The 17,425-nt window shown below is 41.1% G+C and carries 15 protein-coding genes and 1 pseudogene; 5 read left to right on the top strand and 11 right to left on the bottom strand.

What is annotated here, in order from left to right:
• Positions 1-117 precede the first annotated feature (117 nt).
• The 7 genes from QUF94_RS05715 to QUF94_RS05685 form a co-directional block, all read right to left on the bottom strand.
• A complete protein-coding gene (locus QUF94_RS05715) occupies positions 118-963 on the bottom strand; it encodes an HAD family hydrolase (protein ID WP_289314991.1) in 846 nt (281 codons plus the stop codon).
• Positions 964-1,081: 118 nt separating this feature from the next.
• Positions 1,082-2,350: a PTS ascorbate transporter subunit IIC gene (locus QUF94_RS05710; RefSeq protein ID WP_289314990.1), complete on the bottom strand. Its 1,269-nt coding sequence runs from the start codon at positions 2,348-2,350 to the stop codon at positions 1,082-1,084.
• Positions 2,351-2,381: 31 nt separating this feature from the next.
• Entirely contained in the window at positions 2,382-2,648 is a 267-nt protein-coding gene (locus tag QUF94_RS05705; protein ID WP_053347686.1) for a PTS sugar transporter subunit IIB, read from the bottom strand.
• 17 nt (positions 2,649-2,665) lie between these two features.
• Complete coding sequence (locus QUF94_RS05700; protein WP_289314989.1) at positions 2,666-2,932, bottom strand: PTS sugar transporter subunit IIB; 267 nt, start codon at positions 2,930-2,932, stop codon at positions 2,666-2,668.
• The gene (locus QUF94_RS05695) at positions 2,929-4,995 is read right to left on the bottom strand and encodes a BglG family transcription antiterminator (RefSeq protein WP_289314988.1); all 2,067 of its coding nucleotides are present in this window, start codon (positions 4,993-4,995) and stop codon (positions 2,929-2,931) included. Before QUF94_RS05695 ends, QUF94_RS05700 begins: the two co-directional genes overlap by 4 nt.
• 707 nt (positions 4,996-5,702) lie before the next feature.
• Positions 5,703-6,344, bottom strand: a complete 642-nt coding sequence (gene ycaC / locus QUF94_RS05690; RefSeq protein WP_289314987.1) for an isochorismate family cysteine hydrolase YcaC — start codon at positions 6,342-6,344, stop codon at positions 5,703-5,705.
• Positions 6,345-6,521: 177 nt separating this feature from the next.
• Positions 6,522-7,082 (bottom strand): NADPH-dependent FMN reductase, encoded by a 561-nt coding sequence (locus tag QUF94_RS05685; RefSeq protein WP_289314986.1) that lies wholly within the window; start codon positions 7,080-7,082, stop codon positions 6,522-6,524.
• 209 nt (positions 7,083-7,291) lie between these two features.
• On the opposite strand from QUF94_RS05685, the gene QUF94_RS05680 reads away from it, so the two are divergent.
• From QUF94_RS05680 to QUF94_RS05665, 4 genes and pseudogenes are all read left to right on the top strand, one after another.
• Positions 7,292-8,383, top strand: coding sequence for a low temperature requirement protein A (locus QUF94_RS05680; protein WP_289314985.1), 1,092 nt, complete (start codon positions 7,292-7,294; stop codon positions 8,381-8,383).
• Between the two features lie 133 nt (positions 8,384-8,516).
• Positions 8,517-8,960, top strand: a complete 444-nt coding sequence (locus tag QUF94_RS05675) for a MarR family winged helix-turn-helix transcriptional regulator (protein ID WP_289314984.1) — start codon at positions 8,517-8,519, stop codon at positions 8,958-8,960.
• A 170-nt stretch (positions 8,961-9,130) separates the two neighbouring features.
• Entirely contained in the window at positions 9,131-9,475 is a 345-nt protein-coding gene (locus tag QUF94_RS05670; RefSeq protein ID WP_289314983.1) for a hypothetical protein, read from the top strand.
• Positions 9,462-10,078, top strand: a pseudogene (locus QUF94_RS05665) (O-methyltransferase). Before QUF94_RS05670 ends, QUF94_RS05665 begins: the two are co-directional and overlap by 14 nt.
• 1,254 nt (positions 10,079-11,332) lie before the next feature.
• On the opposite strand, the gene QUF94_RS05660 reads toward QUF94_RS05665, so the two are convergent.
• The 4 genes from QUF94_RS05660 to QUF94_RS05645 form a co-directional block, all read right to left on the bottom strand.
• On the bottom strand, positions 11,333-11,488 hold the full coding sequence (locus QUF94_RS05660; protein WP_065310844.1) for a DUF1540 domain-containing protein: 156 nt from the start codon (positions 11,486-11,488) through the stop codon (positions 11,333-11,335).
• Positions 11,489-11,787: 299 nt separating this feature from the next.
• Entirely contained in the window at positions 11,788-13,581 is a 1,794-nt protein-coding gene (gene cstA / locus QUF94_RS05655; RefSeq protein ID WP_289314982.1) for a carbon starvation protein CstA, read from the bottom strand.
• A gap of 141 nt (positions 13,582-13,722) precedes the next feature.
• Positions 13,723-14,469: a LytR/AlgR family response regulator transcription factor gene (locus tag QUF94_RS05650; RefSeq protein ID WP_289314981.1), complete on the bottom strand. Its 747-nt coding sequence runs from the start codon at positions 14,467-14,469 to the stop codon at positions 13,723-13,725.
• The gene (locus QUF94_RS05645; RefSeq protein WP_289314980.1) at positions 14,441-16,258 is read right to left on the bottom strand and encodes a sensor histidine kinase; all 1,818 of its coding nucleotides are present in this window, start codon (positions 16,256-16,258) and stop codon (positions 14,441-14,443) included. Before QUF94_RS05645 ends, QUF94_RS05650 begins: the two co-directional genes overlap by 29 nt.
• 444 nt (positions 16,259-16,702) lie before the next feature.
• Here QUF94_RS05645 and QUF94_RS05640 point away from each other — a divergent pair, with 444 nt between their 5' ends.
• Complete coding sequence (locus tag QUF94_RS05640) at positions 16,703-17,392, top strand: response regulator transcription factor (protein ID WP_289314979.1); 690 nt, start codon at positions 16,703-16,705, stop codon at positions 17,390-17,392.
• Positions 17,393-17,425 lie beyond the last annotated feature (33 nt).

Here is a 17,425-nt window from a genome sequence, read left to right as displayed (position 1 = left end):
GACAATAGATAATAATTGAGTTTGCAAAAATCGGTGATTGGAACGTAGGGCACTCGCTTTCCAATCAACGTGCAAATTTCACAAACAATATTGGATTTTCTTTGCTTTCCAGGTTATTTAGTGAAACTTTCCCTTCAAAAAGCGATACAGCCCATCTTCTCGATATGAATGCTCCGTCACTTCATCGGCTTGTTCTTTGACCAGGTCAGTGGCGTTTTTCATGGCAACGCAATGTCCTGCGAGCCTAAATAGGGGAAGGTCGTTTTCACCATCGCCCACTGACAGGATATTTTCCGGTGCTAGCTGGAAATGCTTCAGTAATAGTTGGACCCCTGTTGCTTTTGAGACGCCTTCCACTGTCACTTCTACATTGTGATGGGTGGAGGAAGCTGTTGTGAAGGCATTGTATTGCTTGATTTTCCCCAAATCCGCTTTCCATTTTCGAATGGTATTCATTTCATTGCTGAAAAAGTAGATTTTGGCGACGCTGCTTATATCCATTTGTTCTGACCATCTTATTTTGTCATCCACTGCATCCTGTCTTGATAGCCATTCATTTTCATCGACTGTCTCGGGCTTTGGCACCAAGCCTTGTTTAACCATATAGTCTTTATCTTTAAGCAATGCCATCCGTGTTCCAGCGTTCGGATGCACTTCGTAAAAAATCTCTCCAGCTCCTGCTTTGGCTACTAATTCTTCCACAAGTTCCGGCGACAGGGCGTGTTCGACAATCTGTTCCTTTCCGATGAATACGGACATTCCATTGGCTGTCACCATTCCATCGGCTTCCATACCAGACGGCAATACGTCCCTCACTTCTTCCAGCGTTCTTCCTGTTGCAATGAAAATCAGCTTACCTCTTTCCCTAAGTTCGCCTATGTACTGTTCCAGCGTCTCATTAACCTTATTCATTTCGTTCAATGTCGTGCCATCCAAATCCAGCACAATTGCCTTGTTAGTCATGCAAATCACCTCTAAAATCCGAATGATATGAAAATGCCAACAGCCCATTATCAAAAAGATCTTAGGCTGTTGGTTTCATTGATTTATGTTTTTTCATGTACCTTATCAGTATAACAGTTTAGGATAATCCTAAAAGTTTCATGACACTTAGGATGAAGAGACCGACCACACCGAAGTCCGAATCACCAAATGTGGTTCCTTCAAAACCTACATCCCCCAAGAAGACCAGGAGTATCGCCGGCAGGAAACTAATGATGAGCCCGTTGGCAAATGATCCTAGCATCGCACCGCGTCTGCCTCCTGTGGCATTTCCAAAAACACCCGCTGCCGCTCCGGTAAAGAAATGCGGTACGAGCCCCGGAACGATGACTTTCAATCCGATTGCCGGGAGGAGGAACATGGATAATAGGCCAGCCAGGAAACTGAATAGGAATCCGATGATCACTGCATTTGGAGCGAAAGGAAAGATGGTCGGGCAATCCAATGCAGGTTTTGTATTCGGCGCCACTTTATCAGCAATCCCTTTGAATGCAGGGACAATTTCAGCAATTAACATCCGTACCCCTGCAAGGATGATGTAGACCCCTGCTGCAAATGTTATCGCCTGGATGAAAGAAAATACGATGAAGTTCGAACCGCCGGATAATTCCGTTTCAATATAGTTCTGTCCGGCAAACAAAGCGACGATCACGAAGAACAACGTCATCGTAAGCGATACGGCGACTGATGTGTCCCTCAGGAATCCTAAAGATTTAGGAACCTTGATCTGCTCGGTCGTCTTCTCCTTATTCCCAAACCATTTTCCAACAGTCGCGGATACAAAATATCCGATGGTCCCGAAGTGGCCGATGGCAAAATCATCGCTTCCGGTGATCTTCCGTACGTATGGCTGAAGGAGGGCTGGGAACATCACCATGCATACCCCCAATAGAATGGAACCGACCAAGATAAGCGGAAATCCATCAAGCCCGCCGACCGATAGGGTGACTGCAAGTAAACAAGCCATGAATAAGGTATGGTGCCCCGTTAAGAATATATATTTAAATGGCGTGAAACGAGCTAGCAATACATTGACGACCATACCAAAAACCATGATAAGTGCAGTCGAGGTCCCAAAATCACTTTGGGCGGCTGCGACAATGGCTTCGTTATTCGGTATGACGCCTTGTACATTGAATGCATGATCGAACATTTTACTGAATATATCAAGGGCGCCGATGAGCACTGCCGCTCCCGCTCCAATGATAATGAAGCCCATGACTGTTTTTAACGTTCCAGATACAACATCCGCACTGGATTTCCGCTGTAACAGCAGGCCAATGAGAGCAAACAGTCCCACTAGTATGGAAGGTGTACCCAAGATGTCATTCATGATAAGTTCCAGCATTGCCTCTCCCCCTCTTTTTTAAGTTTTCTTGTTATAGATGTGACGCTAATTTCGATGTGATTTCAGGAATGCTCATCATGTTTTCCAGCGTGACGATCGTCCGGGTTCCATCATCCAGCTGACCGACAATATCCGCCGCTCCCAGGAAAATATCTGCCTGAACCGTTTTTGCGGATGTAAGATCCGTATGATCCACCTCGGCCGTTTTTCCCATTTCCGTCAATGCTTTCTTCACATTCATCTCCATGATGAAGCTGCTGCCCAATCCGTTTCCGCATACTACCATGATTTTCTTCATATCAATCTCTCCTTTTTTTATCCTACATGCTTGTCTAATTTAGATTTGATTTCAGGGATGCTCATCATGTTTTCCAGTGTGACGATCGTCCGGGTTCCATCATCCAGCTGACCGACAATATCCGCCGCTCCCAGGAAAATATCCGCCTGAACCGTTTTTGCGGATGTAAGATCCGTATGATCCACCTCGGCCGTTTTTCCCATTTCCGTCAATGCTTTCTTCACATTCATCTCCATGATGAAGCTGCTGCCCAATCCGTTTCCGCATACTACCATGATTTTCATTCCGCTTCCTCCTTCGAATATTTATGAACGTACTCCATAAGGAGCGATTTATCTGAAGTGCGTAAGATTTCCTCTATATTGGCTGGTTCATTCAATAATTGAGTGAGCTGGATCAATGCCCGCAAATGCGAATCGTTATCTACGGCTGCCAAAATGATAATCAGGCGAACCGGTTTATCCGGACCAAAGTCCACGGCTTCATCCAATTTCAGCAAACTCATGGATAAAGATCTTACCCCCTGCTCCGGACGTGCATGGGGAATCGCCACTCCAGGCGTTATCACTACATATGGGCCATTCGTTTCTATGGCCTCGATCATTGCATCCACATATCGTTCTTCGACGGTTCCTAAGTCCACGAGAGGCTTGGCCGCGACTTGAATGCCTTCTTTCCAATTGGAAACATGCGGCTGTAATTGAATCGTTTGCATATTGAGCAGTTCTTCTAACACAGGCTTCTCTGCCTCCTTTAAAGAAAATTGGGTTACTTTTGGCGTGTGAGTATACACATTCGACTGCAGTGCCTTTTCAAGCTGATCCGGTTCATGGATTGTCGCATACTTGGAAATGATTTTTAATAAAGCTGAAACATCCACACTTTCCGTCGTATATCCATACAATTCCTGCATGACCTGCTGGCGCAATGTATGTTTATCCTGCATTTCCAAAATGGGCGGTACAACGAATAAGGCCGCTTTCGTTCTCATATGCACCGTTGAAAAAACAAGGTCGTACGACAGTGGGTATTCAGCCGCTTTCCTTACTGACAGAACATCAAGGAACAAAATATCCGGAAATAATTCCCTCAATGTATAAATGAGGATATTGCTGATGCCGATACCATTCGGGCATACGACAATCGCCCGTTTTCGATCATCCAATGTGGTTCCTTGCCTGCGCAGCCATCCGCCAAAATAGATCGTGAAGTATGCCACTTCCTCTTCTGATACTGGACAGCCGATCTCTTTCTCCAACACCCACAGGGATTTTTTTGTCAAATGATGCAGTTCAGGATATACTTTCTGAACCCGTCCCGTCATCGGGTTCATTTGCGGGAGACCATACCGCAGGCGATGATATGCCGGTTTAAAATGAACGTATAATTGTTGGCATAGCTGCTCTTTGTCTTTCAGGTGAACAAACGCCAGCCTCTCGAACTCTTCCACGATTTCCTGCAAAAGCTGTTGAATGACTTCATCATCCTTAAGAGGGGAAATGTCCTTCGTTCGATTCATGCTCAGTAAATGTAACGTTGCGTATAAGTTTTCCGTTTCGCTCCACACTGATTGAAAGGCATCCGTCATGGTCATTTCCTCAACCATTTTGTATTCTTCCGTCGCTACAAACGGAGCCCAGCTCTGGTCGGCTTGTAACTCTTCCCCTTTACCTATGAGCTGATCTGTACATAAAAATAAATAGCTCAGTTCATGAAGCCGTTCATCCGTAAAGGTGATGCCTAATTTACGCTCGATCCTTTCAAGCTGGAACCGGATTGAGCTGATTTGCTTTTCGTGATTTCCCCATATGCACTCCATGATCAATTCACTATTGGGACTGTTCAGTACATCATGCACGAGACGTTCAATGATATATCTCTTTACCCGGCTTTCCCCAATCACCACGTAGCCATCTTGTTTGGAATACTGGATTTTGAGCGCTATGTCCCTGTTTTTCTCCTTAAGCCTTTTTAAATCCTTCAACACCGTATTTCGTGAAAGCCCGGTGATTGTCTGGAAATGAAAGACGGACAATTCTTCATGGCTTAACAGGATCATGAGGTAAAAAACCTTTTCCCTATCTGTCTCTGAAAATATATAATTGCGTTTTGTCAGTTTTACGTTCAATTCTTCATCCCTGATTGTTTCGGAAAAGGAGTAGCCCATTTCACGATTATATTGAATCGGTTGATATCCATGAAATTGGAGCCAGTCATTCGCTTTGTTCAGACCATATTGTATTTGCCTTCTCGTCAGACCTGTTTGGGCTTCAAGTTCTTTCATTTTTGAAATGGGCGAATGCTGTAATAGTTTTAATAAATTGGCGCTTCTTTCATCTAAAAACATTCTCTATCCCTCTCCCTGCTTCTACGATATCTCACTTCTTATTAGAATTATAGCGTTTCTAAGTCCGAATGTTGTCATGGGTACTGCACAATAATAAACTCTTTATAAATTTGTGCACAATACCGCATGTAATCAATTTTAAATACAGACTATATTCAGAAGAGGATATTATGTACTTCATACATCTTTTGTTTTTTAGTTCGGAGTCGCAGTGAAGTCATGAGACCTAGCGTGAAAGGGGTTCTGGGTGAAACTGAGGTTTTGGAATGATGAGCCGTTTTAAAGGGGCTAAACATATCTTTCATCAAATCAAAATGAAAGGAAAATCAACGTTCATATTTTCTAGCGTCTGTGGGGTCTCGCCTAGCCATTTATCCGGCAGGAGTGTCGCTAATTTCTTCAATCCAATAAGGTTTCATCCCATATAAAACAATAAAAAAATCATGGAGTATAACCAAGTATTGTTTTTAAAAATTGGAACGGGTGTGCAAGACTCCTGCGGGAAAAGCGTGTCCAGGGAGACCCCGCAGGCGCAAAGAGCGCCGCGAGCGGACCGTCCGCGGAAAGCGAGTGTCTCTGGAGTGGACAAATTGTACTAATACTAAAAAAACTGTAGGCAGACTCGATTTTCATCGGGTTTGCCTACAGTCTGAGAGGGAACAGAAAGCTCCCTCTTTTATTCAACTAAAGTACCATTTGTATAAGAGTTATATCTGCTTGCTAAGATTGCGCTGCGCTCCCCTATAGCTTCCGATGATATTTTGATAACCAGGAAGCTGGCTGGAAAGTAAAGCACCAAAACCTTCAACGTCATTGCGCCAATCACGTTGTAATTCGCATGCTACGCTAAACCAGTTCATAAGCTGCACACCACCATGGGCCATACGCGATAATGCCGCATCAGCTACCTGTTTGCTGACTGTTCCAGAAGCATCAGTGACAGCGAATACTTCATAACCAGCTTTCAAAGCGGAAAGTGCAGGGAAAGCAACGCAGACATCTGTAACCACGCCCGCGATGATAAGTTGTTTTTTTCCAGTTTCTTCGATTGCTTTAACAAAATCTTCATTATCCCATGCGTTAATTTGTCCAGGCCGAGCTATTTTTGGTGCGTGAGGAAAGAGTTCTTCCAATTCTTGCATCAGCGGTCCGTTTGGTCCGTTTTCAAAGCTTGTTGTTAAAATAACTGGCAAATCAAAAAACTTGGCGGTGTTGGCAAGAGCCATAACATTGTTCTTGAATTCATCAACACCATAATCACGCACTAGCCCGGAAATAAGACCGGTTTGATGATCCACTAGAAGAACGGCAGCATCATCTTTGGAAAGACGAGAATAGAGATCAGACATTTTTAAAGTCCTCCTTTTATTAAAGCTATCGAAGAAAGTTCATATGTAGGGAAATTCCCCCCAACTCCTTCGTTGGTTCCAGTCAGTTTATAACTTAACTGACTGTTGTTTTAAGTTTATCTATAAACTTATAGCCTGTCAATCATATATATAATAAGAATCATTGATTATTGGTAATTAATCTAGAACTGGAGTGTGATCGATCCAATGAATGAATTGTTGTAAATAACGCTCAAGATAACGTTTTGTTTGATCGTCAGTAAGCTCTTTCCGATCAGAATCAATCTTTTTATGTACTTGCGATATCAGCATTTTTTGAAATGGAAGAACATGAACTTGCATCGCTTCCAGTACTTGCCTGATTTGCATTTGAGCAAATGCAGTACCTAATCCCCCAGGAGTAGCTCCAATCAGGCCAACTGGTTTTTTGGTAAGAACAGCGGACTCCCGAGGTCTTGATGCCCAGTCCAATGCATTTTTTAATACGCCTGGTATTCCAGAATTGTACTCTGGACTAACGATAATGATACCGTCAACGTCCTGAATGGCGGAATTAAATGATGTCACTGTTTCTGGAACCCCACTTAATTCCAAGTCTTCGTTAAACAAAGGAAGATCATTAATTTCGATCCAGCGAAATTGATAAGAATCAACCATATCTGTCAATGATTGAGCAATGATTCGATTATAAGAATTTTCCCGTAAACTGCCGCAAATAAGGCCGATGGTTCTAGTCATCTACATCCCTCCCTGTTTGAAATCATCTCCTATAGTACCATAATCTACCAACTATAAAAAAGTGACGTTATTCCTAATTAAGCTTGTGATCTAAATATGGCGTAACATGATTGCTGGGTAAAAAGAACTTCCTTATATTAATCCCACTTCCATTTTCTGAATATTTCCAACATACTATAAACTAGAAGGGTATTGGGAGGAGTATAGAAATGGATGAAAAGAAAGTCACATGGTTAGAGCTCTTTTATGATTTGTTATTTGTGGCGGCAGTTGCGGGCGCAACTCATGTTTTACTGCATGTTGAAGATGGATATATCCATCCGGAGTATTTATTGAAGTTCGTGTTGATTTTTATTCCTATCTGGTGGGCTTGGGTAGGGCAAACCATCTTTATTAACCGGTTTGGAAAGGATTTATTTCATCAACGGCTATTTTTGATACTGCAAATGTTTTTTGTCCTAATTATGACATCAAGCTTATCAGCTGATTTTGATCCTTATTATCTTTCTTTTTTAATTGGTTATATTGGCTTAAGAGCCGTGACTGCTATCCAATATCTTGTTGTACAGCGAATAGAAGAGGGATTTCGAAAAAAAGCGGCACTCTTTTTGGGAAGGTATTTTTGGATTGGGATCGTCATTTCATTATTCTCCGTCCTTTTTGATTCTTGGCTTCGATATGCTGTGTTGTATTTGGGCATCCTGATCGATATCATTGTCCCAATCCTTGGAAAAAAATGCTTAGAAAAGGTACCTACAAATACGGCCCACTTGTTAGAGCGCTTTGGTCTATTTACCATCATTCTCTTTGGGGAAGCGCTTATCAGCACTCTTGCCGTAATTCAACCTAAACAAGGAAATTGGGACTCGATAGCCTTTTCCATCATTTCATTTACCTTGATAATAGCTATGTGGTGGCAATATTTCGATAACATGGAGAAGAAAGTCGACAAGTCTGTACAGTCTTCCGGCCAAATCATCATTTACGGTCATCTGTTTATTTTAATGTCTATAAGCATGATTGCAGCAGCCATCAGATTATTGTTTTTACATGAAGTCCATTTTTCATTTATCCTCTATTTTGTTTTTGGTTCCGTATTGCTCTATTTCATTTCAACCACTTTTGTTTTCCACCAATATAGACATAAGCACCAGCGGTTGCAAATATATCATTTAGGGTTATTTTTAGGGATTTTAGCGGTCTTTTTTATTTTTAATTTGATTGTCGTGGTACCGAATATTGTGATAATAGGCGAATTAACACTGTTTTTTATCATCTTTGCTAAACTGACGACCACATAATAAAGGAATCAAAGAAACCAGTATCAAACGATAATACTGGTTTCTTTGTATGGAAGTTGGAAGTTTTTGCATTTGACTTCGAATTAGTTTATTCATAAACTGAGTGTGACAAAAGAAGAATGAGGTGACATTCATGAAAGAAAACACAACGAATCCCTCAACATCTAATAATGAGGAACAACTGGGTTTAATGTTATGGTTCCGAATAACACGAATATATAACCAGAGTATCCGGGAATCCAATCAACATTTAAAAAAATGGAATCTATCGGCAGCCCAATTCGATATCTTGGTTCAAATTGGTTCCCATGAACGATTGTCTCAGCAAGAACTTGCAAACAAGCTTTTTGTGACAAAAGGCAATATCACTCAACTATTAAGGAAAATGGAAGAGTTGGGATTGATTAAACGGGAACAGGAATGGAAAACAAAATACCTATCATTGACTGAGGAAGGAAAAGAGTTTTTTCATGAAGTTGTTCCAAAACAAGAGCATTTTCAGGCATCACAGTTTGCCAACTTGAATGAGACGGAAAAACAACAGCTTTTAGATTTACTTAATAAAGTTCAAAAATAAAAACAGATCACCTGTTTAATGGTGATCTGTTTTTCTATTGATAATCGAATTTGTACTTTGAGCAGATGTTTTATTCCTATTTGTATGCGTTGACATTTTGTATACGTTTGTATACATTTAATACGAGATTAAAAATGTATACAAACGTATACACAGAAAGAGGTTTTAACATGAGAAATGAAAAATTCAAGGATTTCAAGAAAGAGGGACATCACCGTGGGGAGCATCACAGTGGCAAAGGCCATGGTCCAAAAACCTTTCGCCGAGGGCGGGCAATTGCCTTTTTAGACATGATGAACCTTAAACGTTCAACCATTAAGGAACAGTTAGATAAACCAGAGTTTCAATCCATTAATCAAATCTTAGTCGGTGAATTAAAAGCCATTGATATGTTAATCAACGAATTTATTCAATTATTTGAAATACAAGAAAGTGAAGCAGCCGATAAGAAAAGTGAAGAAAAGGAAACTTCCAATAATAGTGAGAAAGGAATTGAAAGCAATGAAACAAATTAACAGTTATATCGATTCAGTGTTTTATACCCAAGATGCCCTTTTGGAAGAAGTCATTACGTCCATACAAGAAAACGGAATGCCGTCCATATCGGTATCTCCCTCATCCGGAAAACTACTTACCATGCTTGTATCCATTTCAGGGGCAAAAAATATTTTGGAAATAGGCGCTCTAGGGGGATATAGCGGGATTTGCCTTGCCCGGGGATTCGGCAGCGAAGGAAAATTAACCTCCCTTGAATTAAAGGAAGAGTACGCAAAGTTAGCTTATGGCAATCTATCCAAAGCGGGCTTTGGCGATCAAGTATCATATATGACCGGAGCAGCTCTGCTAAGCCTGGAAAAACTCGATTTTTCTTTATAGATGCTGACAAGGACAATTATGAAAATTACCTGAAATATTGCATTAGCCTGGCAGAGCCAGGTGCTTTAATCGTCATGGATAACGTACTTGCGGGAGGCAGTGTCGCAGACCAGGATGCTAAACCTAAACATTATACTGCATTCATGAAGACATTCAATGAAACTGTGGCCAATCATCCTCAATTGGAATCCCTGCTCATTCCGATCGGTGATGGACTGACCATTTCAAAAGTAAAGAAATAAAGAATGAAATGAAGTTTGATTAAAAGTACGTGCATGAAGACATATAAGTCAAAAAACAAAATTCACGAGTAATACTGCTAAATTCACGAGTAAAACAGCCAAACTCACGAGTAAAGTGCTCTAACTCACGAGTAAACAGCTTAACTCACGAGTAAACAGCTTAATTCACGAGTAAAACAGCTTAATTCACGAGTAAAACAGCCAAACTCACGAGTAAATTGCTCTAACTCACGAGTAAACAGCTTAATTCAGGATTAAAACAGCCAAATTCACGAGTAATACGGCTAAACTCACGAGTAAATTGCTCTAACTCACGAGTAAACAACTTAATTCACGAGTAGGTGCTCTAACTCACGAGTAAACAGCTTAATTCACGAGTAAATTGCTCTAACTCATGAGTAAACAGCTTAATTCACGAGTAAATTGCTCTAACTCACGAGTAAACAGCTTAATTCACGAGTAAAGTGCTCTAACTCATGAGTAAACAGCTTAATTCACGAGTAAAACAGCCAAACTCACGAGTAAAGTGCTCTAACTCACGAGGAAACAGCTTAATTCACGAGTAAAACAGCCAAACTCACGAGTAAACAGCTTAATTCAGGATTAAAACAGCCAAATTCACGAGTAATACGGCTAAACTCACGAGTAAAGTGCTCTAACTCATGAGTAAACAGCTTAATTCACGAGTAAAGTGCTCTAACTCATGAGTAAACAGCTTAATTCACGAGTAAAGTGCTCTAACTCACGAGTAAACAGCTTAATTCACGAGTAAATTGCTCTAACTCATGAGTAAACAGCTTAATTCAGGAGTAAAACAGCCAAATTCACGAGTAAAGTGCTCTAACTCATGAGTAAACAGCTTAACTCACGAGTAAAGTGCTCTAACACACGAATAAACAGCTTAATTCACGAGTAAAACAGCCAAACTCACGAGTAAAGTGCTCTAATTCACGAGTAAAACAGCCAAACTCACGAGTAAAGTGCTCTAACTCACGAGTAAACAGCTTAATTCACGAGTAAATTGCTCTAACTCATGAGTAAACAGCTTAATTCACGAGTAAAGTGCTCTAACTCACGAGTATATCGCCTTAATTCTCGAATTTATCAGTCAAACTTTCGAATTTATCGATCAAACTCACTAAGTCTTGAAGAAAAAATAAAATGAATTTCTATAATCTTGAATGAAAATGATTTTTATTATCAATAATAAAGTATGAAAGAAGGGTAACCAGTTTGATGGTTACCCCCGATGATTTAAATTTCTGGATCAAATGTTTTGCAATCCGTTTCTTTGCTATTTGATGCTTGGTTCCCTTTATGACTGACAACATAAATAGCATCTGCACTGCATTTGTTTCCAGAATCCCAATATTTACAATTATTCACTTCACATAGAACATCTTTTGCCATCGTATCACACCTCCTCATTTGCTATCATTAACAAAATTGGGGTTATTGATACTTTCCTTTTTAAGGTTCAGGTTCCTTCATTTTAAAAAAACCGCCAACCTCGTGTAATAGAGCGCTCTAACTCACGAGTAAATCGATCAAATTCACGAGTAACCGCCAATTCACCAGTAATTGCTCAAACTCACGAGTAAATCGATCAAATTCACCAGTAAAACGCTTTTCGATGAAAGAATTTCATTCTCGTGTGGAATCTAAGGACAAAAAAAATCCGGGCAGCTTCCGCCCGGATTTTTTTATGATCATGCTGATCTTTTCAGTAGTTCTGCTTGTGGGATTTTCCAAAGCTCCCGCCATTTTTTCAAGGCTGCAATGAGAATGACCAAGCCTAGGCATAGCATGATGATCGATAATACTCCGTTCAAGATGCTGAATCCTGCAGAGTCCGGATTCAGGTATACATTTTTCACCATCCAGTACCCAGCTACATTAACGGTTGCATATAAGTAGGCTAGGGGTACGAGGCATGTCCAGATATACCAGCGTTTGTCTGCAATTTTCAAAACGACGGTCGCACCGATGATGAGTCCAATCGAAGCCATGAGCTGGTTGGATACACCGAAGAGTGCCCAGATCGAGCCAATGTCCCCAGAGTAAAGAAGATATCCCCATATAAAGCAGGCTAACGCACTGGCGAAGATGTTACCTGGCAACCAGTCGACTCTTTTTAATGGTTTATAGAATTCCCCGAAGAAATCCTGGATTAAATAACGGGCAACACGTGTCCCCGAATCGATTGCGGTTAATATGAACACTGCCTCGAACATGATGACGAATTGGAAGAAGAACGAAGCCAGTTTGTCAAAGAAGGGTATTTCGGTAAAAATATAGGTCATGCCGACAGCAAGTGTAACTGCCCCGCCTGTCCGTCCTTCTAGATTCATGCCGATTTCTTCACTGAGTTCGTTAAGGTGTACGGTTTCCTTGCCTAATGTTTGAAATACTTCAGGTGTGGAGTTAATGGCAAAATAATCTCCTGGCTGTAGTGAAACCGCAGCAATCAGGGCCATGATGGCAACGACACATTCTACAAGCATCGCTCCGAAACCAACGGATTTGATATCACTCCATCGGTTTAACATTTTTGGAGTTGTGCCTGATCCAACAAATGCATGGAATCCTGAAATCGCTCCACAGGCGATGGTTATTGAAATGAATGGCCAGACAGGTCCGGCTACAATTGGTCCCCCGCCATTAATGAATTCGGTAAACGCAGGAAATTGGATTTCTGGATTTACCACGAAAACGCCGATAATCAATGCGGCAAATACGCCGATTTTCATAAATGTACTTAAGTAATCACGAGGTGCCAGCAGCAGCCAAACAGGCAATGCGGCAGCAAAGAAAGCATAGATTGGCAAAATGATGGCAAGTGTGCTCGCTTCCAGTGTCAATAATTCACCAAATGCCGTTCCTTGAATGTTCGGACCAAGTAAAATTCCGGCCATGATGAGCGCGAACCCGACGATGGTCGCACCTTTCAGATTGCCAGTTTTTTTATGGTAAAGCCCAACACCCATGGCGATGGGAATGGTGATCCCGACAGCAAACGTCCCCCATGGATTATTTTCCAAAGCATGCAGAACGACCATTGAAAGTCCTGCCATCGTAATGGTAATGATAAAAAGCATCGCAAGTCCTGTACAGAAGCCTGCTACAGGTCCAAGTTCTTCTTTCGCAACTTCCGATAGGGATTTTCCGTCTTTACGCATCGACGCGAAAAGCACGACGGCATCATGGACGGCTCCCCCGATTACAGCCCCGATTAAAAGCCATAATAAACTTGGTAAATACCCGAATTGTGCAGCAAGGATTGGGCCCACCAATGGACCAGCCGCTGCAATGGCTGCAAAATGGTGGCCAAATGCCACCCATTTATTTGTTGGAACATAATCTTTTCCATCCTCTAATTTATGGGCAGGAGTCGGCTTGGAATCATCTAGTTTTAATACTTTAAGTGCTATGAATGTCCCGTATAAACGGTAGGCAATCATTAATATACAAATGGAGCCTATGACGATTGGAACCGCATTCATATTTGAACCCCCTCTATTACTTACATCGTAAACTGATGATATCACGATGAAAGCGGATTCAATGGGTTTTCAAGTTATAATGCAGATAATGAGGGATGGGCTGCATTATATAGAAGATAAAATGCAGAATTGTGAAAATTTTTAAAAACCGATTAGCTGCTTTAGCTCCTTCACATAGGTGCGGCTTACCGGAATGTTTGATCCGTCACTCATAATGAGGTTAAAAGTCGAATTGAACCAAGGCTGTATTTCAGATATATGGATGACATTCACGATAAAACCGCGATGGACCCGTAAAAATGAGCGATTGTCGAGCTTCCTTTCAAGTACGATGAGAGGGTCACCGGTTTTATATTCATTTTCCTCGGTTTTAATGATCGTCTTTCCTTCTATGAGTCCTATGAATAAAATAGTGTCCCGGTCGATCAAAACAATCCGATCATCTATCTCTACAGCCAATTTACCTGTCTGTTCCACCGCCGTCCGACTGGCTGGAGGTGCTGTTCTGGATCCATCTTCCCTGTTTTTACCCAGCTTCATTAGCTTATCCAATGTTTGACGAATCCTATTTTCATTATACGGCTTTAATAGATAATCAAACGCATATAATTCGAAGGCTTGGAGGGCGAACTCATCATAAGCGGTCGCAAAAATGAGCGAAGGTGCAGGGTTAAGTTCCGCTAATTGCTTAGCCAATTGGAGACCATTCCCCTCTGCTAGCTCAATATCCAAAAAGACAAGATCAGGTTTAAGGTGGGAGATATCCCTCATGGCATCTTCTATCCCTTCGGCCTCACCCACAACTTCTACTTGCCTGCTTCTCTTCAGTAAATATTTCAATTCATCTCTTGCCAGTGGTTCATCCTCTACGATAAATGCTTTCATCATCGTTGACATATGCTCCTTTTTCGTTGAGTGGTATTGATATTTTCACTTGTGTTCCGTGCCCCGTTTCGCTTTCTATCGAGAGACTGGCCTGACCATTATAGATCCCATCCAGCCGTTCACTGATATTATGAAGGGCCGTTCCTGTACCTTTAGTCGATTCTACAGCATGCTTACCCAATTCATCTAATCTCCCGCTTGAAATCCCTTTCCCGTTATCTGCCACAACAATCTGCATCTTATCGTCTTTGAAAAAAGCGTGTATGATGATTTCACCTTTGTTTTTCACATGTGGAAATGCATGGTGTACCGCATTTTCAACAAGTGGCTGTAACGTGAATGGAGGGATGAGGACTTCCTTAAGCCTTGGCTCAATGCGATAGTCGATATGATATTTATCTGGAAAACGGGCCTGCTCCAGTGATAAATAAGCGTTGACATGCTCTAATTCCTTTTCAAGCGGTACCAGGATTTGACGGGCCCCTTGTAAATTTGAGCGAAAGAAGGCACTGAGCTCCGACAATAAATTTCTTGCCTTCTCGACATCCATCCGGCATAAAACGGAAATCGTATTGATTGCATTAAATAAAAAATGAGGATGGACCTGTGCCTGCAAGGCCTTAATTTCAGCATCTTTCAATAATTTCGTTTGCATTTCCGCTTTAGCGAGCTCCAATTGAGTGGAAAATAGTTTCGCCAATCCTTCCGCTAGCTCTTGCTCCACTTGGCTTAATTTATCCGGATGCTTGAAATACATCTTCAAAGTCCCCACCGTTTTCTGTTGTACCTGCAACGGCAGGACTACGGCCGCCTGCAATGGGCATTGATCATGAAAACAATAAATGTCCTTTTTTGTTTTGGCCACGATGATTTTGCCTTGTTCAAGGGCCTTTTTCGTTAAGCCTGTCGCTATTCCCACTTTCGGTACATGGTGATCGGACGCAGCACCCACATGGGCAAGTACACTATGTTCATTGGTAATGGCCACGGCATCGGCTTCAGTAAGCCCCAAGATGATTTGGGCAATTCTCTTACAGGAAGTTTGATTCAACCCTTGCCGGAAATAGGGCAATGTCTGATCCGCAATCAGGAATGCAAGGTTCGTTTGCACGGCCCGCGTCCGTGCTTCTTCCCTCGTGATCGATTGAATGATGAGCATGAATAGTAAAGTGCCGAACCCGTTGATGATGATCATCGGGAGACCGATTACTTGTACGAGCTCCCACGCCTTTTCAAATGGTTTGGCCGTCACTAGTATGATCCCCATTTGGATCGCTTCCAAGGCCATGCAAATTGGGAGGGCAAACCAAGGGGTGATCGTCCCATGCTTTCGGCGCCTTTTTCCCAAAAACCCCGATAAGACTCCAGCCAAAATCGCTGCGATCGCACAAGCCACCGCTGTAAAACCCCCGAGAGAATAACGGTGAAGCCCCGCAATCAAACCCACGCCCAAACCGACAAATGGTCCCCCCAGCAAACCGCCGATTGCCACACCCATGATCCGAGTATTGGCAATCGCGTTATCCGGAGCTATCTCAGTATGCCAAGCACCCTCTGGTATGGCATGATTCCCGATTTCAATTCCTGTATAGTTACTTATGATGCCGAAAGTTCCAAAAAGTGCGATAAACATGATTTTCTTCGACATTTCATGTTCATGGCCTATCATTTGCCGAAAGGGTTTCATATAAGAAAGCAGGAATGCAGCAATCACGATGATCCCCACTTTTTCAAACAGCGACGGTAATAAATGAACCAATTCACTCACCCCATTTCTGGCTTTTTCATTCATCTTACAACAGCCATGAAATCTTTGTCGAATTTTGTTTTTACGATTAACACTGATAATCCTAGGGGCGCTAAACAATAACATGGAAAGGACATGTTTTGAAAAAAGATTAATGCAAACCTGCCCTTTTTATATTTAATAGAATTGCCCTATAGCTTCTGTCCACTAGATCTATTCTGCTCTAACTACGCTTTCGAAATTACCTTTGTCGGTCCGTCACAAAAAGGTTAATTATCGGAAAGTCCACATTTGCACCCCCGGTATCATTTCTGAAATTGCATTCGTCATTTTTGGAATCCATCATACTGAAAAATAGTTTATTGTTAAACGAGGAGAATAAATAGGTTATTTCATGAAAAAAAGTAACCTGATGGGTTAAAGATACAGTGCCTTCACACCCTTTTTAAATGCCAAAAATATTATCTTTTATAACTATGAGGTATGAATATGGAATTGAAAAATCAAATCATTTATATCAGTAAAAAAGTATTGAATAGTATTAAGAATTTCAAATTTAATTTTGAAACTTCTATATTTATCTTTGATAAAGAGCTAAATGTTTTATACTCTAAGAGTAATTTTGAAAATGAAGATATATGTAAAGTGGTTATAAAAGAATCTGTTGAAAATAATGCATTTGTTTTAAGTACATTGCAAAATACTACAGTAAGAACTAAAAACCAAATCTACGGGAAGGATTTTAGTGTCATATCTTCCCCCATCCATGAAATTAAAAATAAGGAATTGCAAGGTTATGTAGGTATAATCACAACGGATGATAGTGAAAATTTCAAAATGATTTCCGAGATGCTAGCTAATCAAATCTCCTACGAGTTACATGTGCATCGTGAGAAATTATTAATTGAAGATATAATAAAAACAGATACATCATCTTTAATTACCAGGGAACAACAACATAAAGTTGAATTGCGAATAATAAAGAATATAACTCAAGGTCTCAAAGATAAAGAAATAGCTGATAATCTGCATATAAGTGTTTCTACAGTTCGTAACTATGTAAATAAAATGTTTGAAGAATTAGAGATAACCTCCAGATCACAATTAATCAGCTTGTACTATGAAAATAAATTGTATGACATTCTTAATCAAATAAAGATTAAAAACCGCTTTTTATAAAAAGCAAACCCCTCGTAATCATACTAATCGGTT

The sequence above is a fragment of the Peribacillus sp. NJ4 genome (genome assembly GCF_030348345.1).
Taxonomy (GTDB): domain Bacteria; phylum Bacillota; class Bacilli; order Bacillales; family DSM-1321; genus Peribacillus.
Note: the sequence above shows the minus strand (reverse complement) of the source record. Positions and strands in the feature narration are given on the sequence as shown.

What these genes read in the sequence shown, in the direction of transcription:
- QUF94_RS05650 (WP_289314981.1), bottom strand. Translation starts at nt 14,469, where the DNA reads ATGATGAAAGCATTTATCGTAGAGGATGAACCACTGGCAAGAGATGAA.
- cstA (WP_289314982.1), bottom strand. Translation starts at nt 13,581, where the DNA reads ATGAATGCGGTTCCAATCGTCATAGGCTCCATTTGTATATTAATGATT.
- QUF94_RS05660 (WP_065310844.1), bottom strand. Translation starts at nt 11,488, where the DNA reads ATGGCAAAAGATGTTCTATGTGAAGTGAATAATTGTAAATATTGGGAT.
- QUF94_RS05695 (WP_289314988.1), bottom strand. Translation starts at nt 4,995, where the DNA reads ATGTTTTTAGATGAAAGAAGCGCCAATTTATTAAAACTATTACAGCAT.
- QUF94_RS05715 (WP_289314991.1), bottom strand. Translation starts at nt 963, where the DNA reads ATGACTAACAAGGCAATTGTGCTGGATTTGGATGGCACGACATTGAAC.
- QUF94_RS05675 (WP_289314984.1), top strand. Translation starts at nt 8,517, where the DNA reads ATGAAAGAAAACACAACGAATCCCTCAACATCTAATAATGAGGAACAA.
- QUF94_RS05670 (WP_289314983.1), top strand. Translation starts at nt 9,131, where the DNA reads ATGAGAAATGAAAAATTCAAGGATTTCAAGAAAGAGGGACATCACCGT.
- QUF94_RS05685 (WP_289314986.1), bottom strand. Translation starts at nt 7,082, where the DNA reads ATGACTAGAACCATCGGCCTTATTTGCGGCAGTTTACGGGAAAATTCT.
- QUF94_RS05640 (WP_289314979.1), top strand. Translation starts at nt 16,703, where the DNA reads ATGGAATTGAAAAATCAAATCATTTATATCAGTAAAAAAGTATTGAAT.
- QUF94_RS05680 (WP_289314985.1), top strand. Translation starts at nt 7,292, where the DNA reads ATGGATGAAAAGAAAGTCACATGGTTAGAGCTCTTTTATGATTTGTTA.
- ycaC (WP_289314987.1), bottom strand. Translation starts at nt 6,344, where the DNA reads ATGTCTGATCTCTATTCTCGTCTTTCCAAAGATGATGCTGCCGTTCTT.
- QUF94_RS05700 (WP_289314989.1), bottom strand. Translation starts at nt 2,932, where the DNA reads ATGAAAATCATGGTAGTATGCGGAAACGGATTGGGCAGCAGCTTCATC.
- QUF94_RS05645 (WP_289314980.1), bottom strand. Translation starts at nt 16,258, where the DNA reads ATGAATGAAAAAGCCAGAAATGGGGTGAGTGAATTGGTTCATTTATTA.
- QUF94_RS05705 (WP_053347686.1), bottom strand. Translation starts at nt 2,648, where the DNA reads ATGAAGAAAATCATGGTAGTATGCGGAAACGGATTGGGCAGCAGCTTC.
- QUF94_RS05710 (WP_289314990.1), bottom strand. Translation starts at nt 2,350, where the DNA reads ATGCTGGAACTTATCATGAATGACATCTTGGGTACACCTTCCATACTA.